Source organism: Sorangium sp. So ce321 (assembly GCF_051530195.1).
GTDB lineage: Bacteria > Myxococcota_A > Polyangia > Polyangiales > Polyangiaceae > Sorangium.
The window spans coordinates 3,806,348-3,829,835 of the sequence record NZ_CP150329.1 but is presented as its reverse complement, the minus strand read 5'-3'; the positions used below and the strand labels follow the sequence as shown (position 1 = coordinate 3,829,835).

At 72.5% G+C, this 23,488-nt stretch carries 17 protein-coding genes; 6 read left to right on the top strand and 11 right to left on the bottom strand.

Going from position 1 to position 23,488, the window contains the following annotated elements:
• Positions 1–250: 250 nt before the first annotated feature.
• From WME89_RS14825 to WME89_RS14815, 3 genes are read right to left on the bottom strand one after another with little or no spacing between them, the layout of a single operon-like run.
• Positions 251–1,135, bottom strand: a complete 885-nt coding sequence (locus WME89_RS14825; protein ID WP_438009814.1) for a DUF2520 domain-containing protein — start codon at positions 1,133–1,135, stop codon at positions 251–253.
• Positions 1,132–1,794 carry a nicotinate (nicotinamide) nucleotide adenylyltransferase gene (gene nadD, locus WME89_RS14820; protein ID WP_438009813.1) on the bottom strand — a complete coding sequence of 221 codons (663 nt, stop codon included), beginning with the start codon at positions 1,792–1,794 and terminating at the stop codon, positions 1,132–1,134. Before nadD ends, WME89_RS14825 begins: the two co-directional genes overlap by 4 nt.
• Positions 1,778–2,395 (bottom strand): hypothetical protein, encoded by a 618-nt coding sequence (locus WME89_RS14815; RefSeq protein WP_438009812.1) that lies wholly within the window; start codon positions 2,393–2,395, stop codon positions 1,778–1,780. Before WME89_RS14815 ends, nadD begins: the two co-directional genes overlap by 17 nt.
• A gap of 136 nt (positions 2,396–2,531) precedes the next feature.
• Here WME89_RS14815 and WME89_RS14810 point away from each other — a divergent pair, with 136 nt between their 5' ends.
• The gene (locus WME89_RS14810) at positions 2,532–3,806 is read left to right on the top strand and encodes a 2Fe-2S iron-sulfur cluster-binding protein (protein ID WP_438009811.1); all 1,275 of its coding nucleotides are present in this window, start codon (positions 2,532–2,534) and stop codon (positions 3,804–3,806) included.
• Positions 3,807–3,900: 94 nt separating this feature from the next.
• Here WME89_RS14810 and WME89_RS14805 read toward each other — a convergent pair whose 3' ends face one another.
• The 3 genes from WME89_RS14805 to WME89_RS14795 all read right to left on the bottom strand — a co-directional run bounded on the left by WME89_RS14805 (position 3,901) and on the right by WME89_RS14795 (position 7,179).
• Positions 3,901–4,635, bottom strand: coding sequence for a heme exporter protein CcmB (locus tag WME89_RS14805; RefSeq protein ID WP_438009810.1), 735 nt, complete (start codon positions 4,633–4,635; stop codon positions 3,901–3,903).
• Between the two features lie 8 nt (positions 4,636–4,643).
• Entirely contained in the window at positions 4,644–6,575 is a 1,932-nt protein-coding gene (speA, locus tag WME89_RS14800) for a biosynthetic arginine decarboxylase (protein WP_438009809.1), read from the bottom strand.
• Between the two features lie 226 nt (positions 6,576–6,801).
• Positions 6,802–7,179 (bottom strand): hypothetical protein, encoded by a 378-nt coding sequence (locus tag WME89_RS14795; RefSeq protein WP_437625824.1) that lies wholly within the window; start codon positions 7,177–7,179, stop codon positions 6,802–6,804.
• A 179-nt stretch (positions 7,180–7,358) separates the two neighbouring features.
• On the opposite strand from WME89_RS14795, the gene WME89_RS14790 reads away from it, so the two are divergent.
• On the top strand, positions 7,359–8,387 hold the full coding sequence (locus WME89_RS14790; protein ID WP_438009808.1) for a CPBP family glutamic-type intramembrane protease: 1,029 nt from the start codon (positions 7,359–7,361) through the stop codon (positions 8,385–8,387).
• A 27-nt stretch (positions 8,388–8,414) separates the two neighbouring features.
• On the opposite strand, the gene WME89_RS14785 is transcribed toward WME89_RS14790, so the two are convergent.
• Complete coding sequence (locus WME89_RS14785) at positions 8,415–8,900, bottom strand: hypothetical protein (protein WP_438009807.1); 486 nt, start codon at positions 8,898–8,900, stop codon at positions 8,415–8,417.
• Between the two features lie 244 nt (positions 8,901–9,144).
• On the opposite strand from WME89_RS14785, the gene WME89_RS14780 reads away from it, so the two are divergent.
• Positions 9,145–9,831: a transglycosylase SLT domain-containing protein gene (locus tag WME89_RS14780; protein ID WP_437838826.1), complete on the top strand. Its 687-nt coding sequence runs from the start codon at positions 9,145–9,147 to the stop codon at positions 9,829–9,831.
• A gap of 198 nt (positions 9,832–10,029) precedes the next feature.
• Positions 10,030–11,415: a KamA family radical SAM protein gene (locus WME89_RS14775; protein ID WP_438009806.1), complete on the top strand. Its 1,386-nt coding sequence runs from the start codon at positions 10,030–10,032 to the stop codon at positions 11,413–11,415.
• 114 nt (positions 11,416–11,529) lie between these two features.
• On the opposite strand, the gene WME89_RS14770 is transcribed toward WME89_RS14775, so the two are convergent.
• From WME89_RS14770 to WME89_RS14755, 4 genes are all read right to left on the bottom strand, one after another.
• Positions 11,530–12,927, bottom strand: coding sequence for a helix-turn-helix transcriptional regulator (locus tag WME89_RS14770; RefSeq protein WP_438009805.1), 1,398 nt, complete (start codon positions 12,925–12,927; stop codon positions 11,530–11,532).
• Positions 12,928–13,239: 312 nt separating this feature from the next.
• The gene (locus tag WME89_RS14765) at positions 13,240–13,854 is read right to left on the bottom strand and encodes a hypothetical protein (protein WP_438009804.1); all 615 of its coding nucleotides are present in this window, start codon (positions 13,852–13,854) and stop codon (positions 13,240–13,242) included.
• Positions 13,855–14,256: 402 nt separating this feature from the next.
• A complete protein-coding gene (locus WME89_RS14760; protein ID WP_438009803.1) occupies positions 14,257–16,317 on the bottom strand; it encodes a MopE-related protein in 2,061 nt (686 codons plus the stop codon).
• A gap of 233 nt (positions 16,318–16,550) precedes the next feature.
• The gene (locus WME89_RS14755; protein ID WP_438009802.1) at positions 16,551–18,218 is read right to left on the bottom strand and encodes a hypothetical protein; all 1,668 of its coding nucleotides are present in this window, start codon (positions 18,216–18,218) and stop codon (positions 16,551–16,553) included.
• Positions 18,219–18,442: 224 nt separating this feature from the next.
• On the opposite strand from WME89_RS14755, the gene WME89_RS14750 reads away from it, so the two are divergent.
• Both WME89_RS14750 and WME89_RS14745 read left to right on the top strand, forming a co-directional pair.
• A complete protein-coding gene (locus WME89_RS14750; protein ID WP_438009801.1) occupies positions 18,443–19,804 on the top strand; it encodes a porin in 1,362 nt (453 codons plus the stop codon).
• An 11-nt stretch (positions 19,805–19,815) separates the two neighbouring features.
• A complete protein-coding gene (locus WME89_RS14745) occupies positions 19,816–23,460 on the top strand; it encodes a PHP domain-containing protein (RefSeq protein ID WP_438009800.1) in 3,645 nt (1,214 codons plus the stop codon).
• The last annotated feature ends 28 nt before the right edge of the window (positions 23,461–23,488 follow it).

The window sequence follows — 23,488 nt, the reverse complement described above, 5'->3', positions numbered from 1 at the left end:
GCGCGAGGTGGGAGCAAACAGCGTCCAGGACCGGCCGCTGTCCATGGACGTGGAGCACCCCACGCGACGCGGCTTCACGGACGCGCTCATCGAGCGACCGGAATCCCCCGGCTTCGCTCGTGATGGCAGAAGAAACGCAGGCTGCAGCGACGGATCCCAAGGCAACAAAAGCGTACCTCCGCGCTGGAGCGCGCATCAATGGATCCCGCCATCAGGCATCAATAAGTTCTTGCCGCGTCAAAAGAATTTTTCAGTGCGATTGCCCGATTCCGTCCAGCACCAGCTGGATTGCGTCGAACGCATCAGCAGGGGCTTCGCCGAGGGCGCGGGCCAGCGGGAGCTGCGTCGCGGCGGCGGCGACATAGAAGGGGACGAGGTGCGGGGCGAGCCGGCGGAGCGTCTCGAGGTGCCGCGCGACGCCGGCCGCGTCGCCGCGCCGCACCGGCCCGGTCAGCGCGTCGGGCACGCCGAGCACCTCGACGTTGTCCGCGACCGTGCGGAGCAGCGGGCCGAGCATCTCGGCGGCGGTCTTCCGCTCGATGCCCGTGCGCTCGAGCAGGTCGACCCCGGCGGCGGCGAGCGCGGCGGCGCCGTTGGCGACGAGGCCCGCCGCGGCGTGGTAGGCGACGCGGTCGAGGCCAGGGAACGTGCGCGGGGTCATGCCGAGGCGCACGCCGAGCGAGCGCGCGGCGCGCACGGCGCCAGGGTCGCCGTCGACGTGGAGCTGACCGCGCTCGAGGAAGGGCGCGAACGAGGGCGAGGCGAACGAGATCATCGGGTGCATCTGCGCGACCGAGACGCGGCCGCCGCGCACCGCGGCGAGCGCCTCCGGGCCGAGCGCGCCCGCGCAGTGCACCACCGCGACGTCGCGGTGGCCGACGAGCCGGCGGTCGCGCAGCGCCTCGGCGCAGGGCGCGATGTCTCGATCGCGCACGGCGAGGATCACGAGGTCCGCCTCGATGCGCTCCACCGGCAGCCCATCCCGGGCAGGCCTGAGGGTGACCGGCAGCCCCGCGTCGCGGATCGCGCGCGAGAGCCCGCGGCCCACCTTGCCGCCGCCGTAGATGAACACCTCCGGCAAGAGGCTGTCGTCGCGGTGTATCGGTGACGGGCGCGTGCTCTCCATCTCGCTCATGGGTCGCTCCGATAAAGACCGTGGGCGAGCGCATAGTCCAGCACCGCGCTCGGCACGCGCTGGCGGACGGCCTCCAGGTCGCCCGCGGCGAACGCCCTGCGGACGTCGCTGCTCGAGATCTGCGGGAGCTGCACGTCCGCGGCGCGCAGGGGGGGCCGGGCGACGGCGGCGGCCTCGCCGGGGTGCGCCGCGACGGACGCGACGAAGCCGGAGCGGCCGAGGACGATCGGCGGCGCGAGCTGCTCGATGCGATCGAAGCGGTGCCACCTCGGGAGGTCGGGGAGCACGTCGGCGCCGACGAGCAGGCGCATCGACCAGCCCGGGTGCGCCGCGGCGAGGTGCTCCAGCGTGCGGAGCGTGAGGCTCTCGCCGCCCAGCTCGCGCTCGACCGCCGACACCGACACGCGCGGGAGCCAGCCGAGGGCGAGGTGGCACATGGCCAGGCGGTGCTCGAACGGCGCGAGCTCCTTCGAGAACGGGTGCCGGTAGACGGGGACGACGAGCACCTCGTCGACCGGCGCGACGGAGATCGCGTAGGTGGCCGCGAGCACGTGCGCCACGTGGGGCGGGTTGAAGCTGCCCCCGAAGATGGCGACGCGACGCGCCTCGGGCGCACGCGAGGCGGGCGCGCCCTGGGGGACCTCAGCCGTGCGAGCCACCTTGAACCCTCAGCCTGGGGCTGGCCGCGGACGACCCCACGATCTCGCGCGCTGTCACCGCGCCGCTCGCGTTCATCACCTCGATCCGCACCCCGCCCTGGCCGTCGTCGAGGAGCGCCGTGCCGCCCTCGGAGCCGATCGGCCCGGGCGAGAAGAACGTCCGCGGGCCGACCTTCTTGATGAGCGGCTCCGAGCTCTTGCCGAAGACGAGGAGCGAGGCGGCCACGATGTCTTCCTCGTCGAGCGCCGCCTTGTCGAACACGAAGAGCGCGACGCGCCCGTCGAGGATCTCGATCGTGCGCTGGCCCGGGGGGAGGCTCATCAGCACCCTGAGGCGCAGCCGGGCCCGCTCGGACGCCACGAACGCGTCGATCTCCTCCGGCGTCGCGGCCGCGCACCGCGCTGCCCGATCGAAGAGGGCGCCCTCGGTGGGGTTCGCGCCGACCAGGCTCTGCGCCCAGCCCTCGACGACCCTGTCGAGGCCGTCGTCGTCGGCGACGTAGATGACCCGCTCGGCGTGGCCTTCATCGAGCAGATGCTGCGCGCCGCGAGCGAGCGCGGGCAGATCACCCTGTGCAGGGCCGAGGACGCCGAGGCGCATCGGCGACAGCATAGATCAGCGCGCCAAGCGGGGGACATCTTCTACGCGTCGCCCGCCTCGCACGCCTCGCCCGATCGCGCGAGCGCCTCCCTCCTCCCCTCCTCCATGGCGCGCGCGCGTCTGCTAGCGTCCGCCCATGTTTCGGCGAGGTCGCGCGCTCCAGGATCCGGTCACCATCACCCTCGACGGAGCGGCCGTCCCGGCGGAGCGGGGGGAGCCCCTCGCCGTGGCGCTGGTCGCCTCCGGGCGCGTGACGCTCGCGCGGAGCCCGAAGCTGCACCGCCCCCGGGCGCCTACCTGCCTGCGCGGCGGGTGCGACGGCTGCCTGGCGCGCGTCGACGGGGTGCCCAACGTGATGACCTGCCTGCGCCCGGCCGCCGGCGGCGAGCGCGTCGAGGTGCAGAACGTCGTGGGGTCGCGGCAGACGGACCTGCTCCAGGTGACCGACTGGTTCTTCCCGCAGGGGATCGACCACCACCACCTGATGGCCGGCGTCCCCGGCCTTTCCACGGTCATGCAGTCGATCGCGCGCAAGCTCGCGGGGCTCGGGCGGCTGCCGAGCGCGGCGCTCCCGCCCGAGCCCGCGGCGCGGCTCGACGTGGACGCGGCGGTGGTCGGCGCGGGCCCCGCCGGCGTGGCAGCGGCCTCGGCGCTGTCGGCGCGGGGGCTCTGCGTCGCGCTGATCGACGACGGGCTCGCGCCTTGCGGGTCGCTCGCCGGAGCGCCGCGCCGCGCGGCGGAGCTCCTCGCGCGGCACCCGCTCGACGGCGTGCGCGTGCTCTCGAGGCACGTGGCCGCCGGCGTCTACCTCGGCGAGCTCCTCGTCGCCGGCGACGCGGGCGCGATCGTGATCCGGGCGCCCGCCAAGGTCTTCGCCACGGGGGCGCACGACGGCGTCGCGGCGTTCCCGAACAACGACCTGCCAGGGGTCTTCTCGGCGCGCGCGCTCTGCCGGCTCCTCGCCCACGGCGTCGAGCCGACCGGCCCCATCGCGCTCGCGGGCGAGGGCTTCTGGGCCGACGAGCTCGCCGGCGCCCTCAGCGGCGGCATCGCGGCTCGGGTGCCGCTCGCCGCGCTCGCCGCGGTGAACGGGATCTCGCAGGTGAAGAGCGTGACCGTGCGCGAGGCGCCCTTCGGCCCCGACAGCCCTACCACCGAGCTGAAGGTCGTGGCCGTCGCCGTGGACACGCCGGCCGCGCCGTCGTTCGAGGTCGCCGCGCAGGCGGGCGCGCGCGTCGAGGTCGGCGCGCGCGCGGGGTACGCCGTGCGGGTCGACGCGCGCGGTCGGGCCGGCGAGGGCGTGTGGGCCATCGGCGAGTGCACCGGCGCCGCGCTCGACCTCGCCGGCGTCGAGCAGGCGGCGGCGATCCTCGCCGACGACGTGCTGGCGGCGCGCAGCGCGGCCACGTGAGCCCCGCGGCCAGGCTGGCCTTCACCGCGCGCTTCCGCCGCACGCTTGCTTACCGCGCTTCTACCGCACGCTCTCCGCGGGAACGCGCGGCGGGTCAGCCCTCGATCATCAGATCGAAGAGGCCGACCCCGCCCGCGATGAACACGACGTCGAACACGCCCATGAGCGCCATGTAGTCGGTGAGCTCGCCGATCTCCGCGCCGCCGAAGAGCTCCCGCGTCCCCGCGACAGCGGCGAGCAGGGTGGGCGCGAGGAGCGGGAAGAGCACGCTCGCGAGCACGAGGTCGCGGGCGCGCGTGCGCACGGTCATGGCCCCGAACAGGGTGCCGCTCGCGGCGATGCCCGGCGTCGCCGCGAGGCAGAAGAGCGCGAGCCCCGGGCCCGTCTTCGCGAGATCCACCGAGAAGAGGAGCGCCGCCACCGGGATGATGATGGCCTCGACCGCGGCCACGAACAGGCAGAGCCCGAGCGCCTTGCCGGCGAAGAGGGCGCTCCTCGCGATCGGCAGCACGAGCAGGCCCGCGAGCGCGCCGTCCTCGCGCTCGCGCTGCCAGGTGCGGCTCAGCGCGAGCACCGACGCGAACGCCACGCTGACCCAGATGACGCCGGGCGCGACGCGCTCGGCCGCGTCCTGCCCCGCGTAGAACGCGAGCGACGCGATCACGGCGACGAGCACCGCGAAGAACCCGCTCGTCGTGACGATCTCGCCGGTGGCGAGCTCGATCGAGAGGTCCTTCCCCGCGACGAGCAGCGCCTGGCGCGCCCAGCCGGGCGGGCGGCGCCGGGGCAGCGACGCGCGGTCCGCGGGCGCCGTTGTGTCGGAGAGCAAGGCGCGGCTCAGAAGCTCAGGTACGTCTGGTCCTTGAGCCCGCGCTCGTAGTCGGCCAGCAGCCGCATCCCCTCCGTCGGCTTGAGGAGGTCCTGCTTGATCGCGCCGTCGACCTGGGCCTTCACCTTCCCGACGAGATCCCGGTTGTCGTACTGGGTCAGCGCCAGCACCTCCTGGATCTTGTTCCCGGCGAGCGTCTCCTCGATGTAGTACCCGCTGTCCTCGTCCTCATCGAGGAAGACGTGCACCTCGTTGACGCGGCCGAAGAGGTTGTGGATGTCCCCCATGATGTCCTGGTACGCGCCGGTCAGGAAGATGCCGACGTAGTACGGCTTGTCGCCCGAGATCGGGTGCAGCGGGAGCGTGTCCTTCACGTCGTTGAGATCGATGAACTTGCTGACCTTGCCGTCGGAGTCGCAGGTGATGTCGACGAGCGTGCTGTCCGCCGAGGGGCGCTCGTTCAGCCGGTGGATCGGCACGATCGGGAAGAGCGCGCCGAGCGCCCAGTGATCGAGCAGCGACTGGAACACCGAGAAGTTGCCGATGTACTGGTCGGCGAGCTGCTTGCGGAGCTCGCCGAGGTCGTCCGGCACCTCCTCCGGATCGAGCGCCGACGCGATCTTCTGCATGTTCTCGGCGATCTCCCAGAAGAGGATCTCGACCCGGGCCTTCACGTCGAGGTTGAGCAGGCCGAGCTCGAACATCTTCTGCGCCTCCTCCTTGATCTGGAGCAGGTCGTGCCACGACTCGCCGAGGTTCGGCCCGGAGATGTTGTCCTTGATGTAGAGGAGGTTCTGGATGAGCTTGTGCTCCTCGGTCTGGATGTCGATCGGCGACATCGGCGTCTTCTCGATCGAGCCGAACGCCTGGACGACCAGCACCGAGTGGTGCGCGACGATCGCGCGCCCGGACTCCGAGACGATGTTCGGGTGGGGCACCCGCTCCTCATCGCAGATGTCGGCGATGTTGTGCACGATGTCGCGCGCGTACTCCTCGACCGAGTAGTTCATCGACGAGTGGAAGGTCGAGCGCGAGCCGTCGTAGTCGATGGCGAGACCGCCGCCGACGTCGATGTACTCGACGCGCTGCCCCATCTTGCGGAGCTTCGCGTAGTAGCGCGTCGCCTCGCGCACCGCGCGCTTGATGATCAGGATGTCCGGCACCTGCGAGCCGATGTGGAAGTGGATCAGCTTGAACGAGGCGCTCATCCCGGCCTCGTCCATGATCCTGATCGCCGCGAGGATCTCGGCGGTGGAGAGCCCGAACTTCGCGTTCTCGCCGCCGGAGGTCTTCCACTTGCCCGCCCCCTCGGTGAGCAGCCGCACCCGCAGCCCGATCATGGGCTCGACGTTCATCTCCTTCGCGACGCGGGTGATCATCCGCACCTCGGAGAGCTTCTCCGCGATGAGGATCACCTTCTTGCCGAGCTTGCGCCCGATCAGCGCCGTCCGGATGAAGTTCTCGTCCTTGTAGCCGTTGCAGACGATCAGCGACTCGGGGTCGGTGTGCACCGACAGGCCGGCGAAGACCTCGGGCTTCGAGCCGACCTCGATGCCGTAGTGGTAGGTCTTGCCCGCGTCGAGGATCTCCTCCACGACCTCGCGGAGCTGGTTCACCTTGATCGGGAACACGCCGCGGTACGTCCCGCGGAACTTGCTCTCGCCGATCGCCTTGTTGAAGGCCTCGTTGAGCGCCCGCACCCGGTGATGGAGCAGGTCCTGGAAGCGGATCAGGAGCGGCGTGCGGAGCCCCTGCTCGAGCGCCGCGTCCACGACGTCGTGGATCGCGATCTTGCTGCCGCGCTCCTGGAGCGGCGCGACGGTGAGGTTGCCGTCGGGGCTCACGTCGAAGTAGCCGCGACCCCAGCGGTCGATCATGTAGAGCGACTTGGCGTCTTCCGTGGTCCAGACGCCGGTCTCGGTCTCGTGCGCGCTGCTCACAGTCGTTCTCCTTGGCGGGGCTCGCGTCGGGCGACACCCACCTTTCTGGGAGGGCCCAAGAGGGGCATCAGGCTCAACAGGGGGACGTCAGATCGTCGGTCCGACGCTGGACGGCTGGACACCGCGCGCTGGCGACGCGGCTCAATTACGATAGGAACGCCGGACCTTCAAGGGCAGGCAGCCCGGTCTGGTCCGGCATGGGCGGGCGCGCTCGTCGAGCAGGCGCTCAGGCCTGGGTCTTCGGGGTGGCCGAGGCGGCCTTCGCCCGCTTCGCGGCCGACTGGTAGAGGTCGTAGAGGCGCGGGACGGGGTACGCCTCGAGGCGCTTCTTGTACCCCTGGTCCTTCGACCGGTTCAGGACGGTCAGCGTCTCGTCGATGAGCCGCGCCCGCGTCCCGAACTTCTCCTTCACCGCGCTGAACGTCGCGTGGAGGCGGAGGAGCTTGGCGTTCGAGACGTGGTCCAGGCCCTTCGTGCCGCCCCGATCCGAGCTGACGCGCCCGAGCCACAGGTCCTCGGTCGCGAACCCCTTGACGGCCTCGACGAGCTTCGCCTTGTCGCCGAAGCGCTCCTTCACGATCGCAAGCGGATTTTTGCTGGCCATTGCTGAAACTCCCACGGGCAGGCGAGGCCTGCGCCGGACATGCGCGAGATGACTCGCGCGGCATTAAAAGAGGGAGCGCGATCTAGCAGAGCGGCCCGGGTCACCGCAAGGCCGCGTTGCAGGGAGCTCGCGGCGGAGGCGGCGGGGTGTCGCGTCGGCGCTGTGCGGGGCCGAGGATCATGGTACACGGCGCGCCGATGCTCAACCTGGGGAGCTGGCTCGTGGCGCACCTCGACTGGCTCCGGCCGCTCCGGCCGCCATTGGACGCGAGCCCCCGCCTCGCCGAGCCGTCCTCCGCGGTGGCGAGCACGCTCCTCAAGGCCCTCTTCCCGGTCGTCGCGTTCGTCGCGCTCGCGCCCGTCCTCTGGCTCTTCTTCCGGCGCACCTGGCGGGAGCTCGACGTCGAGGCCCACGAGCACCAGCGGCGCACCCTCGCGGCCGGGGGCTACGACCGCCGCCCCGCCGTCCTGTTCACGATCACCGCGGTCGTGCTGATGCTGCAGCAGTACTACGGCGGCCGGGCCGTCTACGACGAGCACATCCGGCCGTGGCTGCGCGAGGTCGAGCTCGCGCAGGCGCTCTCGCCGGCCGGGGCATGGCTGCCCGTCTCGCTCCGCCGCTACGACGAGCTCTACAGCTATGTCTGGTGGTCGTTCACCCGCGTCTTCGGCTACGTGGCGATCCCGATGGTCGCGTGGAAGCTCTGCTTCCCCAGGGACAGCCTGCTCGACATGGGGCTGCGCGTCCGGGGGCTCGCGCAGCACGCGTGGATCTATCTGCTCTGCCTCGCGGTCGTGGTGCCGGCGGTGTTCATCGTCGCGAGCGCGCCCGACTTCGGGAACTACTACCCCTTCTACAAGCAGTCCTCGCGCTCCTGGTTCGACCTGCTCACCTGGGAGGCGATGTACTTCGCGCAGTTCTTCGCGCTGGAGATCTTCTTCCGCGGCTTCTGGCTCGCGGGCCTGCGGCACACCCTGGGCTCTGGCGCGATCTTCGCGATGGTCGTCCCGTACTGCATGATCCACTTCGGCAAGCCGTACCTCGAGGCGGCCGGCGCCGTCGTCGCGGGGATCGCGCTCGGCTCGCTCGCGATGCGCACGAAGAGCATCTACTCGGGCTTCCTGGTCCACGTGACGATCGCGCTGCTCATGGACCTCGTCTCGCTGTCGAACCGCGGCGCGCTGCCGCGGACGTTCTGGGGGACGTGACGTCCGCGGCGGCGCTCGCGCCGCGGCTCAGCCGAACGTCTGGGCCAGCTTGCGCATGATCTCGGCGCGGCTCCGGTCCCGGATCTCGCGCCGGTAGAGCCCCTGCAGCCCGATGGCGGCCGCGCGCGCCGCGTCGCGGTGCTCGCCCTCCCACGGGAGCACCGCGAGCCGTCGCCAGAGGATCTTCTCCAGGAGCCGTGGCCTGCGCCTGGCCAGCGCGCCGCTCGCGAGCTCGATGACGCGGGCGGAGGTGGGGTCGGCGCGCATGGCGCGCACGAAGAAGCCCACCGCCGCCGTGACGCGGCGGCCGCCGCGCAGCGCCTGCACCCCCGCGTCGCACAGGGCCTCGGCCCGCTCGCGCGGGGTCGCGGCGCGACGCGCGCGCTCGCGCGCGGCCTGCACCTCGGCGCTCAGCGCGTCCCGGCGCCGCCGCGCGGGGCGCATCTTGACGATCAGGAACAGGAGGAAGAGGGCCGCAACCCCCACGAGCACGTGTCGCCAGCCGATCTCCATGGCGCCGCCTTAGTACAGCGCCCGGAACGTGCTCACCAGACAGACGTTTCACGGGGACGCCGCGACCCGCTGGACACCCCGGGAAGCGTCCCCGGAATGCCACCGCGGCGCGCGGCGTTCGTTGCCGCTGACCGCGGTGTTCCTTGCCGTCGTCTCCGTTCCGTCGTCTCCGTTTCGCCGCCTCGTCCGCCGTCACGGTGCGGTTTGCACGAGCGGGCGATCACAACCTATGCTGCGGTCAGAGATGCTCGCCACACCGATCTCCAGCTCCTGGCGTCGCGCGCCGCTGCGGGCCCTCGCCGCCGCGCTCGGGCTCGCCGCGCTCGCGCTGCACCCGGGCAGCGCGCTCGCCGACATCTTCACCTACACCGACGCCGACGGGACGGTGCACTTCTCGAACCGCTCCGCCGGCGACGCGCGCTTCAAGCTGTACATCAAGGGCGACGGGCGCCGCTCCTCGACGCGCGCCGGCGTGGCCCCGGTCGCCCCGAGCGACAAGTCCCTCGAGCGCTTCAGCCGCTACGACGCGTGGATCCGGCAGGCCGCGACGCTTTACCAGATCCCCGAGGAGCTCGTCCGCGCCGTCATCAAGTGCGAGAGCGACTACGACCCGCGGGCCGTCTCGCCCGTGGGCGCGCAGGGCCTGATGCAGCTGATGCCCGAGACCGCCCTCCGCATGCAGGTGCGCGACGCGTTCGACGCGCGCGAGAACATCTTCGGAGGGACGCGGTACCTGCGCGTCCTGGCCAACCTCTTCAACGGAGATCTCGATCTCACCATCGCCGGGTACAACGCTGGCGAAGGGGCCGTCATGCGGTACGGCGGCATCCCGCCCTACGAGGAGACCCAGGCCTACGTCACGCGCGTGCGGACCTACTATGCGCGCTACCGCACCACCCGGGACACCACGGTGGCCTCGATCGAGCCCTGATCGGCTCGCCCGCCGCCAGAGCACCTCCGCCCGCCAGCCGAAGACGCAGCGCACACCGCCCCCGACGGGTGTACCGCGATGCTACGATCCGCTAGACCGCTGCCTCTGCATCTCTCAGGCAGGCCCTGAGAAGCGCAGGCGCAGGCAGGCGGCCATCCGCTGACGCCATCTTCTCTCCGGCGGACAAGGGTCCACGACATGACGACCACCTCGAGCCTCATCGACCTCACCAAGCGAAGCCACGACATCGCGCCCCTCAAGCCGTCGGTCGATCCGGCGTCGCTCCAGCACGCGAAGCTGCTCGAGATGCCCGACTTCCGGAGGATCCCGGCGTACGCCGACGTGACCGACGAGCAGTTCATGGACCACCGGTGGCAGGCGAAGAAGTCGATCACCCGCCCGGACAAGCTGCTCGACACGCTCCGCGGCATGGTGTCGGACGACTTCATTCGCGACGCGACCGAGGGCTTCGCGCACGCGCCGATGAGCGTCCGGGTCTCGCCGTACCTGCTCTCGCTGATCGACTGGAACGATCCGGTCCGCGATCCGCTCCGGACGCAGTTCATCCCGCTCGCCTCGCGCATCCTGCCGGATCATCCGAACCTCGGGCTCGACTCGCTGCACGAGCGCGCGGACGCTCCCGTCCCCGGGCTGACGCACCGGTACGCCGACAAGGCGCTCTTCCTCCCGCTCGACACCTGCCCCGTGTACTGCCGCTTCTGCACGCGCAGCTACGCGGTGGGCATCGACACGGACGAGGTCGAGAAGACCCACTTCAAGGTCGACGAGGAGCGGTGGAAGCGCGCGTACGCGTACATCGCGTCGCGCCCGGAGCTGGAGGACATCGTCGTCTCCGGGGGCGACGCGTACAACCTGCGGCCGGAGCAGCTCGGCACGATCGGCGAGACGCTCCTCAGGATGCCGAACATCCAGCGCATCCGCCTCGCCACCAAGGGCCCGGCCGTGATGCCGCAGAAGATCCTCACCGACGACGAGTGGATCGACGCGGTCACGCGGACCGTGGAGCTCGGCCGGAAGCTGCACAAGGAGGTCGTGATCCACACGCACTTCAACCACCCGAACGAGATCACGGGCATCACGCGCGACGCGATGAACAAGCTGTTCGAGCGCGGGATCACGGTCAGGAACCAGTCGGTGCTGCAGCGCGGGGTGAACGACACGCCCGAGACGATGAAGCTGCTCGTGAAGCGCCTCGGGCACCTGCACGTGCACCCCTATTACGTCTACATCCACGACCTCGTCCGGGGCGTGGAGGACCTCCGGACCACGCTCGCGACCGGGCTCATGATCGAGAAGCACGTGCGCGGCTCGACCGCCGGGTTCAACACGCCGACGTTCGTCGTCGACGCGCCAGGGGGCGGCGGCAAGCGCGACGCGCACTCGTTCGAGCACTACGACCGCACGACCGGGATCTCGGTGTTCGAGGCGCCGAGCGTCAAGCCGGGGCAGCGGTACACGTACTTCGATCCGATCGATCTGCTCCCGCCCGAGGGGCGCGCCCGCTGGGCGGATCCGGCGGAGCACCAGAAGATGATCGACGAGGCGCTGCGCGCGTCGCGCTGACGCGGACCGGGAGGCGGCGCGGAGGAGAGCGCGGGCGGTCGGGGAGGGAGCGGCGCTGCCCTCCGCGCCCCCCCGCGCCCGCACGGCCAGGGCGCCGGCCCGGCCGCGCTCGCGTCATTGCCCGTCGGCCGGCGGCGCCTCTGCGTAGCGCGCGAGCGCGCCTGCCAGCTCGCGCTTCACGCGATCGACGAGGTCGGGCGGCTCGACGACGCGGGCGGTCTCGCCGAAGCCGAGCACCCACGTCGCGAGCTCCGTCATGTCGCCGATGTGCATCGTGAGCCGCACGCCGCCGCTCGGCAGCGCCGTGATCTCCTGGGACGGGTGCACCTTGCGCGTCCTCACGAACTCGGTCACGCGCTCGTCGAAGTCGATCACGACGCGCCGGGGCTCGCCGCCGCGCCAGATGCCGAAGTGGCCCTGGAAGTAGTCGTCGATCGAGAAATCAGGCGGCAGCTCGAACCGCTCGGTGACGGCGCACTCGGTGTCGCGCATGCGATCGAGCAGGAACGTGCGCACCTCGCCGCGGCCGACGTGGAGGCCCACGCAGTAGATCGCGTCCTTGTAGAGCACGAGCGCGTACGGGTGGATGAGCACCCGCTCCTCGCGCCCGTCCCGCGCGCGGCGGTAGCGGCACCGGAGCGGGCGCAGGTCGGCGACGGACTGGAACAGGTCGTCGAGCTCCTCGGTCCGCGCGGCGTAGTCCTTCGGCGCGAACGGGAGGTAGAGGAACCGCTCCTCGAGCCGCGCGTCGGCGACGCCGGCGTTCGGGCCGCGCCCCGGCCGGCGCGCGACGCCGAGCAGGCGCTGCGCGGCGAGGTCGATCTCCTCGAAGAGCGTCGAGCCGCGCATCGGCTCGAAGAGGCGGCGGGCGGCGAGCAGGGCGTACGCCTGCGTCCGCCGCACCTCGACGCGCCGGGGCGCCTCGCTCGGGGACAGCCGCCAGAGGCGAGGGCCGCCGGGGCGCGTGGCGACCGACACGAGATCGAGCTCGCGCTTGACCTCGACGAGGTAGCGCCGGAGCGAGCGCGGCGTGACGTTGAGCTCGCGCGCGAGGTCGTAGATCGTGAGGCCGGCAGGGTGCTTCTGCAGCAGGCTGCGAAGCGAGTCGAGCCGCCGGTGCTGCGTGAAGGGGCCGCGCGGCCGGCCGCGCTGCGAGCCGCCCCTGGCGTCGTCGTCCTCGTCCTCGTCCTCCGGCGGAGGAGGACGCTTCGAGGCGGCCGCTGGATCCGGCGGAGGAGGACGCTTCGAGGCGGCCGCTGGCGGGCTCGACTCCGCGCGCGCAGCGGCCGGAGGAGGGCGCACGCTCGGCGGCGGCGGCGCCACCGTGCCCGGCCTGACATCGGGCGCCGCGTCCGCCGTGAGCCGAGGCGGCGCGCCCGCGCGCGGCTTCGAGGGCGGCAGCGCGCTGCTGGAGAACGGGTCGGCCGCCTGGCCGACGCGCGCGCGGGGCGCGCCCGCAGCCCCGCTCGACCCGCCGGCACCCCGCGCGCGAGCCGGCGAGGTGGCCGGCACTTGGGCACCCCCAGGGCCTGTGCGAACAGCGCGCGCCATCAGCTCAGCGCTCTATCGCATCACCCCCTCCCGTCCAAGATGTTTGTCCCGCGCTCCCGTCGACCGAGCGGCGGTCGCCGCCCGAGCGCGCGAGACGAGCGCGCGCCGCTCGCCGTGCTCAGGGGAGGCCGCGGAGCGCTCGCGAGGGCGCCTCGCTTCGGCCAATTGTCATTGAATTACGGGAACTTCACTGGGTCTGGGCCGCGGCGGGCGCAGCGGCGAGCAGGGCGGGCAGGTGCGCGTCCGCCGCGCGCGCGGCGCGCGGATCGCGAATCACCAGGCGCGATCGCGCATCGTCTTCTTGTACTGCTCCTTGTAGAGGTCATGGCACTGCTTGCAGCTCGCCTTGGCGCCGTCGATATCGCCGGCCTTCGCCTTGGCGGCGCCGGCCTTCGAGATCGCCCCCCAGCTGCCCATGCCGGGCGGCGGCTTGCCGGCCACGTACTGCAGCGCCGCCGCGATCTTCGCGCCGTCGCCGCTCGATGTGGCCGAGGCCATCGTGCTCTTCATCCAGGCCTGCATCGGACACAGCTTCTGGCCCTTTGCGCCGCACTCGAACTTCTTCTCGCCCGCCTGCGCGGCGCCGCTCGCCGCCGGTGCGGCGGCCGCGGTCGCCTTCGGCGCCGCCGCGGCGGCCGTCTCCGCGGGCTCGGCGGCCGCGGCGGCCGACTCCGCGGGCGCGGCCGACGGCGCCGCGGTGGTGGCAGCCGGCACGGCCGCCGCCTCCACGGGCGCGGCCGTCGTCGCGGCGGGCGCGGCGCTGTCGGCCGGCTTGCCCTCGGCCACCGCCCCCGGGGTCGTCGCGTCGTTCCCCTTGCTGTCGCAGCCGAGCGTGGCGAAAGACAGGCTCGCGAGCATCAGCGCGAGCGGGGTGATCGTTCTCCTCATGCAGTCTCCTTGGGTGATGAACAGAAGCGCTCCTGCGAGCGCGAAGCCGGGGGGTGCGTGCCGCGGACCCCGGGTCCACCGCGCAGTGTAATCGGGTCGCCGTCCGTCCGCTGCGTTCGCGCGCCCCTCGGGCTCGCTGACCGAGGTGCGCCCAGAAGCGCCCCCCCGGGCGCCCTTATCCGCAGATGGTGGTCCGATGTGACCACGAAGGCAGGAACACGGGAAGAAAAGATCAATGCGCTTTCACCCTGGTGGGAGCCCGTCGCTGGCCGGGAAAATCCGACGGCGACCGCCCAATGCGCCTCGCTCGAGGCGCCGCCGTCCGGAGACAGCACCCCGGAGCCGGCGCCCGAGGCGCGCCGGCTCGCCTCCGGCCGCGAGCCCGCTCGACACCTCAGCGCCTCAGTTGCGCGTGCCTGGTGTCGAGGCGAAGCTCGACCACTGGAAGTTGTCGAGGAGGGCGACAGAGTCGTTCCAGGGATCGCCGGTATCCCAGAGCGCGAACCGCAGCTCCATGATCTCCCCCGGGCTGACATTGCCGTGCATGACCAGCCACCCCGTCCCGCCGCCGGCGAGCTCGCTCGCGCCGCACCAGCCGGGCTCGCCGTCGAACTGGGCAGGCGGCCTCGCGGTGTCGAACCCCGTCCCGCGGAGCTGGCCCGTGCCCGCGCAGGTGCTCGTCGTGCCGGGGGTGGCGCCGCCCCCGCACCCGGTCGGCCCGCTGACGCACTGGGTGAACAGCCCGGTGCCGCCGAAGGCGAGGTTGACGCCCAGCGGGTAGACCGGCGCCCCGGCGGGCGGAGGGTCGTAGAAGGCGAGGTTCTTGTCCGCGGGGTTCGGCGTCTCGCCCGGGAAGGGCTCGAACGTCGAGTCGAGCAGCGCGAGGAAGAAGTCGTTGAACCGGCTGCACACCCACTCCGGGTATTCGGACGAGAGGAAGAAGGTCGAGACGCTGAACGAGCTCGCGTTCGTCGGCACGCGCACGCGCAGCCGCAACATCACGGGATCGTGGGCCGTCGTGCCGCCCTGCGGCTCCGGACAGCCGGGCGCGTTCGGCAGGTTCTCGCCGTTCGCTGCGAGCCAGTCCGCGGGCATGCCGCTCGACGTCCCCATGTCCCGGCCGCCCTGGAACGGGGCGAAGCTCGGCCTCGTGTCGTTCGGCGCCGCCTGGGCCGCGGCCACGCCGGTCGAGAGCACCGCCAGCCGCGCGCCCCGGAGCGGCGAGATGCCGGAGCCGAAGCCCTGGCGGATCGACCGCTGGGCCACCGCCGGCGCGCCGGTGCCGTCGGCGCGCTGGAAGCTCGCGGAGACGACCCCCCACGTGCGGTCCGAGGGCGACGGCGGGGTCGCCGTCGTCGTGGCGCAGAGATCCATCGCCTTCGCGTAATTGAGCGCGGAAGCCGAGTCGCTCGCGAGGCCCGCGTCGCAAGGCGAGGTGTTGTCGACCGCGCCGTCGCAGTCGTCGTCGACGCCGTTGTCCGGCACATCGAAGGCGCCGCGGTTCACGAAGGCCGGGGCGCTGCACCCGTCCGACGCGGAGTCGCAGCAATCGCCCTCGCAGCTCGTCCACCCGTCGCCGTCCTGGTCGGGGGTGTTGTCGACCGCGCCGTCGCAGTCGTTGTCGATGCCGTCGCCGCACGCGTCGAGCTCCGGCAGCACCTGGTCGAGGCACGGCCCCCACGCGAGGCCGCTCGCCCTGCAGGTGGAGACCCCGGGGGCGCAGGGAGAGACCCCCTCGGTGCCCGGCGGCCCCTGGTAACACGCCCTCGTCTCGCCCGGCGTGCACGAGCAGGGCCCGCGCGCCGCGACGTCGTGCTCGCAGCCGTCCGCCGGGTCCCTGTTGCAGTCGATGAACCCGCTGTCGCAGGCGCTGAGCCCGCAGGCGCCCGAGACGCAGGCGCTCTCGGCGTGGGCCAGCTCCGGACACGCGCGATCGCACACGCCGCAGCTCCGCGCGTCCGCCTCGAGATCCCGGCAGACGCCACCGCAGCACGCCGCCCCGCCCGGGCACGGGCGCGCCGCCGAGCAGCCCTGAACGCACTCGCCCTCTTCCGAGCACAGCTGGCCAGGCGGGCACTCGTCGCTCGCGGCGCAGCCGACACAGGCGTGCTCCTCGAGATCGCAAGTGAGCGGAGCAGGGCAGTCTGCTCGGGAATCACACCCGGGCACGCACCGCTTCGTGTCGGGCGCGCAGCGATGGCCGGGCGGGCACGCGGCGGCGCCGGGGAGACAGGCCACGCAGCTGCCCGTCTCCGGGTCGCACAGCGGCGCGCTCGGGTCCGCAGAGCAATCGGCCGGGCAGCCGGCGGCGCCCTCGCCTCCGCCGCCCAGGGGCCCGTCGGGGGCCGCCGCGCCGGCGCAGGAAGGCACCGCCCCGGACGCGAGCGCGAGCGCCGCCAGGGCGGCCAGCCCTCCGGTCCAGGCCAGCGGACGGCGACGGACAGCGCGGGTTCTGGTCGACATCGGCGAGCTGCTCCCCTCCGCGGGGCGGCGCCCCCGGGGGGCGCTCGACCGCGAGGATCGTAGGATACCCTGCCGGCGGCGCGGGCGACGGACGATCGGCGGAGAGGAGGCGCCTCGACGGAGACGCGACAACGGGCGCGCCGGCGGATGCCGCCCCGCGGTGACGCGCGCGCGCGGCGCGGCGTGACCGGGCGCGCCGCGCCGCGGCGGCGGAAGTGCGACCGAGACGGCGATCAGCGCGTGCGCTCGTACAGCGTGAAGGCGCCTTCTCGATCGACGCGGCGAAAGCGGGTGTGCGCCGCGGTGAACACCGGCTTTTCCGGCCGCTCGTTCCGGAGGATCACATAGTCGTAGGCGACGCCGTGCACATCCGGGTTGAACCACTCACCGCGGTTCGACGGCGGCGCGGGGAGGCGGCGCTTCAGCGTGAAAGGGAAGCCCACGTTGTGCCACCCGTCCGCGCTGAAGCCTCCGCGCATGATCTGCACCCACGAGTTGAAGTGATTCGTGCCCTCGATGATCAGGGCCTCGTCGGTCCGCGGCGGCAGCGACACGAAGAGCACCTCGGCGCGGGGCGGGATCCGCGCCACGAGGCGGGCGAACGGCTGGAGACGCTCGTCGAAGCCCTCGTACTTCTGCGAGAGGTGCAGCGGCAGCACGAGCGCGGCCACCACGGCCGGGGCCATCAGGAGGCGAGCGCGACCCCGGAGCGGCGCGGTGATGGCCAGGAAGCCGAAGAAACAGAGGAGCGGCGAGAAGCGCCCGCTCACGAACCACCAGTCGAACGGGCGGGCCAGGTGCAGCGGCACGAGAAAATAACACGCCGTCATCGCTGCGCAGAGGGCGAGCGAGCGATGGCGGTGCAGGCGGTCGAGCAGCGAGCCGGGCGGCGGGCCGGCCGCGTTCCCCTCCCCTCGCGCGCGCGCTGCCCGGAAGAGCCCGGCGACGCTCCAGGCGGCCAGCACCGACGCCACCGCGAGGAGCACCCAGAAGAGGCGGGTGTCGAGATCGCCCGACACCGAGTTGAGCGTGTACTCGGGGAGCGAGCGGAGCATCTCGTGCCAGGGCACCCAGGCGCCCTGGAACCGCGGGCCGCTCCGCAGATCGACCATGGGGCTCTTGAAGGCGACGAGCTGCCAGGCGAGGAGCGTGGCGGCGGGCGCGAAGAGCGGCAGCGCGCCGGCGATCCGCCGCCACCGGGGCAGGTAACAGAGCATCAGCACGGCGACGCAGACGTAATAGCCGAAGAGGATGAGCGGATGGCTGAGGCCGCAGCCGACGCTGAGCAGCGCCACGGCGGCGGCGCGCCCCCAGCTCGGCCGCTCGAGGTGGGCGTCGAGCGCGACAACGCCGGCGAGCAGCAGGGAAATGCCGACGAGGAACGGCAGGAAGCCGCACGCCCACGAGAGGCTGAACGCCAGCGGGAACGTGAGGACCGAAAGCCACGGGCTGCGCCGCGTCCGGCGCGCCCAGCCGAGCGCCGCCGCCGGGATGGAGAGCACATAGCCGGAGAGCACGAGCCGATTCGCGTCCTCGAGGCGGACGACGTACGCGAGGGCGTGCGTCAGGATATGATATGCGCCGTAGGGGGCCGGACGGAGGCTGAGCTCGTAGAAGTCATGGAAGCGAGTCCACGGCTCATCGAAATTGTGCCAGATATGGACCGCCGCGAGGTGGTTCGGCAGGTCGAGCAGGGGCAGGAACCGCACGCGCCATATCGGCACGATCGCCGCGATGGCGAGCAGCGCGAAGGTCGCGAGAAACACCCTGTCGCTCGCCCAGCGCGGCCCTGTCCCCGGCGCGGGGGGAGCCGCGTCGCCGCCGGGGCGGGCGGGCGCGCTGGCCCCGGGCGTGTCCTCGCTGTCGGCGCTGTTGGGCGGGCTCGATCCGGGCGTTTGCATGAGAAGGGTGGCCCTCCCTGCCCTCCGCCTGCGGGGCGAGCTGCGGGCGGGCCCTCGAGGCGCAGCGAGCCTTAGCACAGGACGCGGCGCCGATTGCAGCGCAGCGCGTCTTCCTCTAGTTTCACCGGCACCTCGTCAGGCGCGGACACGGCACGAGATGACACCCACTGGCCATCCGGAGCGGCACGGGGCGCTCCACGCAGCCCTCCAGGAGACCTGAATCGATGAGGCATCTTGCTTGCGCCGCAGGCGGCGCCGCCGTCCTGCTCGCCCTCTCCTCGCCCCGCGCGCAGGAGCCCGAGCCCGCGGCCGAGGAGCCCGCCGCCGCGGGCGCGAGGCCGGCCGATCCGCAGGGAGCTCAGGGAGAGGGAGAAGGCGGCGAGCTGGAGGGCGCGAGGGCGCCGGAGGCTCGCCCGGAAGCGCCGGAGAGACCGCGACCGCCGCAGGAGAAGCAGGCGCGGGCCTCGCAGCCGCCGGCCGCGCCGGCGCCGGTCGCGGCGGCGGCCGCGGGCCGCGAGCCGCTCGAGCCGGGCTTCCGGGAGCGGGCGCGGTTCTCGCTCGGGCCGCTGGAGCTCAGGCCGATCGCGCTGCTCGCCCTGCAAGCAGCGCCCTACGTCGGCGACGACGCGCTGAGCCAGGCCGGGGACAGCGCCGAGCAGCCCGGCTTCCGGCTGCGCCGCGTCCGAGCCGGGCTGCACGGCGACGTCGCGGGGCTCGTCCGGTTCGCCATCTCCACGGAGCTCGCCGGGGGCGACGAGGGAACGGCGCGCATCCACGAGGCGTGGGGCGGCGTCACGGCGGCGCGCGCGCTGGAGGTCTATGCCGGCGCGCGGACCGTCCCCTTCTCGCGCTCGGCGATGCTCGGCGCCGGCGAAGGGGCCCTGACGGAGCGGCCGCTCGCCGTCCGCGCGATCGCCCCGTTCACGCAGGTCGGGATCCAGGCCGAGGGCTACCTCCAGGACCGCGCCTTCAGCTACCACGCGGGCGTCTACAACGCCTTCCAGCGCGCCGATCAGTTCTACGCAGGCCAGTCCGAGAGCCTCGCTCCCCTCGGCAACCGATTCGAGGGGATCGCCGTCGCCGGCAGGCTCGCCGCCGAGCCGCTGGGCCCGCTCGGCCGCACCCTCCAGGACGTCGCGCGCTCGCCCTTCCGCGTCGGGGCCGGCGCGGACGGCTTCTTCAGCAACGGCGGCGCGCGCACGCTGTACGGCGCGAGCGCCGATGTCCTCGTGCACGCCTCGGGGCTGCACGCGCTCGGCGAGGTGCTGTGGACCGGCGCGAGCCCCAGGTCGGTGCCCACCCAGCCGATCGCGCAGGTCACGTCGGTCTCGTCGCTCGCGCTCGTCTTCGAGGCAGGCTACATGATCGTCGCCCGGAAGCTCGGCGTCTCCGGTCGGGTGGAGTGGATCGACCCCAACATGGATGTCGACGACGAAGGGGACAACCTCGTGCTCACCGGCGGCGTGAGCTACCACGCGTACGACGATCTGGTGAAGGCCCAGCTCGACTACACGCATCGTGAAGAGCTCGGCGGGCTCTCGCTCGCGAACGACGCCCTCATCCTGCAACTTCAGCTCTCGCTCTAGGGGACATCTCTGTGCGGCGAAAACACCGCTGGTTCACGAGGATCGCGCTCCTCCCGCTCGCCGCCGCCGCGCTCGCCGCGCCCGCGCTCCCGAGCTGCGGCGGCGACCGGCTGCTCCGCGCCAAGCAGATCGAGCAGCGCGCCGAGCTCGTCGGCGGCCCGGTGGCGATGGCCGACGTGGGCGACTTCCTGCTCGAGAACGACCAGATCCGCGTGGCGATCCTCGGCGGGCGGGACTCGCCCGGCCCCGGGATCTTCGGCGGCGCGATCGTCGACGTCGACCGTCGGCGCGGCCGGATCGGCGAGGAGGGCGGCCAGGGGCGAGACCGGTTCGCCGAGATGTTCTCGCTCGCCAACCTCATCGTCCCCGACCCGACGGCGACCGACGTCTCCGTGCTCGCGGACGGCTCCGACGGGGCAGAGGCCGGCATCCGCGTCGAGGGAGACGGCGAGTTCCTGTTCGAGGCGATAGGCCTGCTCCGGGCGCAGGAGGACCTGCTCGGCCTCTTCTTCCCCAACGTGCGCTCCAGGATCCGCTTCCGGACAGACTACCTCCTTCACCCGGGCGATCGGTTCGTGACGGTGCGCACGACGCTCCTGCTCGACGACAAGCCGCCGCCCAGCTGCGCACCGCAGCGGAGCTGCGAGGAGTGCCCGAACGGGTACAAGCAGGACCCGGGCGGCTGCCCGACGTGCGAGTGCAGCGACGTGCTCCCCCTGGACAACGCCACCGCCCCCGTCTCGGTGTTCGGCAACATCCTCGGGGATCCGCCCGACGACGCGCAGCAAGCGGCGTCGCGCCGCGCCGGCATCGTCGCCGGCGATTTCGTCTTCTTCGGCAACCAGAACGACGTCTTCGCGCCCGGGGCGGGCTTCGACGAGGACACGGCGGTCCAGGACGCCTGGAACGCCGGGCGGAACTCGTTCCAGGAGCCGCTCACCTTCGACTTCGTGGCCGCGGCCGGCGGGGACGTCAGCTATGGTTATTTCACGAAGGCCGAGGAGGGCGCGGCGCCCTCGGTGGTCAATGTGCCCCTCTTCGCGAGCGCGGCGACAGCGTTCCTGTCCGCCAGCCGCTCGTGCCTGTTCAGCGAGGACGACGACGCGGCGTGCGACGTCCACCGTGCGTTCAGCTACGAGCGCTACCTGGCCGTGGGCGACGGCGACGTGGCGAGCGTGACGGACGTGATGCACCGGCTCCGCGGGACCGCGACGGGCACGGTCAGCGGCCACGTGCTGTGGCAGGACACGCTGGAGGGCGCGCCGAACGCGCGGGTGTTCGTCTTCTCCGATCCGGACCCGTCGCGGCCCTTCGGCTCGCTGGACGAGCTCGTGGCGGCCAACCGGGAGGCGCGCGGCGACGTCGGCCTCGTCAACCAGATCGACGCGGACGTCGGCCTCGACCCGTCCGAGGACGGCGACTTCCGCGGCGCCCTGCCGCCCGGCAGCTACGTGCTCGTGGCGCGGAACGCGGCGGGGACGTCGATGTCGGCGCCCGTCCGGGTGAGCGTGCGGGCCGGGGAGCAGGTCGCGGTCGCGCCGCGCCTGCCCGCGCCGGCCAGGGTGCGCTACCGCGTCGCCGACGGGGCAGGCCAGCGGGTACCGGCCAAGATCGCCTTCGCCTCCCTCGACGCGGCCGGGCGGCGGCTCGCTGGCGACGGCCGGCGCAGGGTCTACCTCGGCGACGGGCGGCTCGGGAACGGCAACCGCGCCATCGAGGTCACGGCCACCGGCGAGGGAGAGGTGGAGATCGAGCCGGGGCGATACCAGATCACCGTGTCGCGAGGCATCGAGTACGGGATCCACGTGGAGCGCGACGTGACGCTCGCGCCGGGCCGCGCGTTCCAGCTCGACGCCACGCTCGTCCGCGAGGTCGACACGACCGGGTGGATGTCGGCCGACATGCACCTCCACTCCAGGCCGAGCTTCGACAGCGGCATGGCGCTGCCGCGGCGGGTCTCCACCGTGGCGGCGGAGGGCGTGGAGCTCGCCGTGTCGACCGATCACGACGTGGAGACCGATTACCAGCCGACCGTGCGCGCGCTCGGGCTCGAGCCCCACCTCGTCACGGCGATCGGGGCGGAGATCACGACGCTGGAGCAGGGGCATTTCATCGGCTTCCCGCTCAGGTACGACGAGCTCGACGTGCCGAGCCACGGCGCCCACGACTGGACCTGTGAGCCCGGCGGGACGATCCTCGACGCGATCCGCGCCTCGGGCGACGGCACGGTGGCGCCGCTGACGATCGTCGCCCACCCGCGCGACGGCTTCTTCGGCTACATCGATCAGCTCGGCGTCGACACCTACACGATGGACCGGACACCGACGTTCCTCGAGGAGAACAACCCTGTCTTCCGGACCGCGAGCTGCGAGTTCGACGCCATGGAGATCATCAATGGCAAGCGGTTCGATCTGGTGCGCACGCCGAGCCTGGCCGAGGTCGTCGACTGGAACCGCTGCCTCGCGCGGCTGAACGCCGCCGGGAGCGCCGCGGAGGTCGAGGCGGCGTGCCCCGAGGTGGCGGGCTGGCTGCGCGCGCCGTGCGCGTTACCCGGCGGGGCGACGGCCGGGCCGGGCGGCGACCCTGGCTCCGCCGCGGTCCTCGTCGCGACGGCCGATTGCAAGCGCCGCGCTCGCACGGAGCTCGCGTGGGCGCTCATGAAGCGCGTGCTCGCCCGGACGCCCGACGAGCAGGACAGGAACTGGAGCTTCTCGGGAACGAGCGCTGATAACCAGGAGCTCTGTGGTCCCGCCGCGCTCGGCGACGGGCCGGTCGCCGAGGGGGCGCGCGACGAGCCGTGCACCTACAGGGCGGGCCAGGTCGACGACTATTTCCGCTATCTCGAGCGCGGGCTCCTCCCGGCGCAGGTCGCCAGCAGCGACGGCCACGACGGCTCGAAGGAGCCGGGCTTCCCGCGGACCTATTTCCGGAGCGCGACGGACTCTCCTGCTGCCCTGGAGACGCCGGCCGCGGTCGAGAGCCTGCGGGGCGCGCACGCCTTCACGACGTACGGCCCGTTCATCCGGGCGACGATCGGCGGCAAGACGTACGGCGAGGTGGCGGCGGCGAGCGCTGGAAAGCCGCACGAGCTCCTCTTCGACGTCCAGACGGCGAGCTGGTTCGGCGTCGATCGGGTGGAGGTTTACCTCAACGGCAGGATGATTCGCCTGCTGGAGCCGGCGATGCCGCCGACAGCGCTCGTGGACGTGCGCGGCAAGGTCACGTTCACGGTGCCGGACCGCGACTCCTGGGTGGTGATCATCGCGATGGGGCTCGAGGACAGGAACCTCATGAGCCCTGTGTCCCTGGACGTCCCGTTCGGGGAGATCCAGCTGTCCCGACTGGCGAGCGACGCGTTCGGCAGGATCCCCGCGATCAACGCCCTGTTCGCGCCCACGCCGACGGTGCCGGACTGGTCGCCGGTACCGCCCTATGCGGTCACGAATCCGATCTACCTCGATGTCGACGGCAACGGCCGTTACGACGCTCCGCTGCCGAGGCCTGACTTCTGCTCTCGTCCGTGCGACCCGGACGTCCTCGATCCCGAGCAGTGTCCAGCGAAGCAGGACTGCCTGACGGAAGAGAAGGTCTGCGGCTTTCCGATCCCGGGCAAGTGCGACCATCGCCGTCCGGCGCTCGGACATCACGACGACTGACGGACGGCGGGCCGCGGAGGGCGGCGCC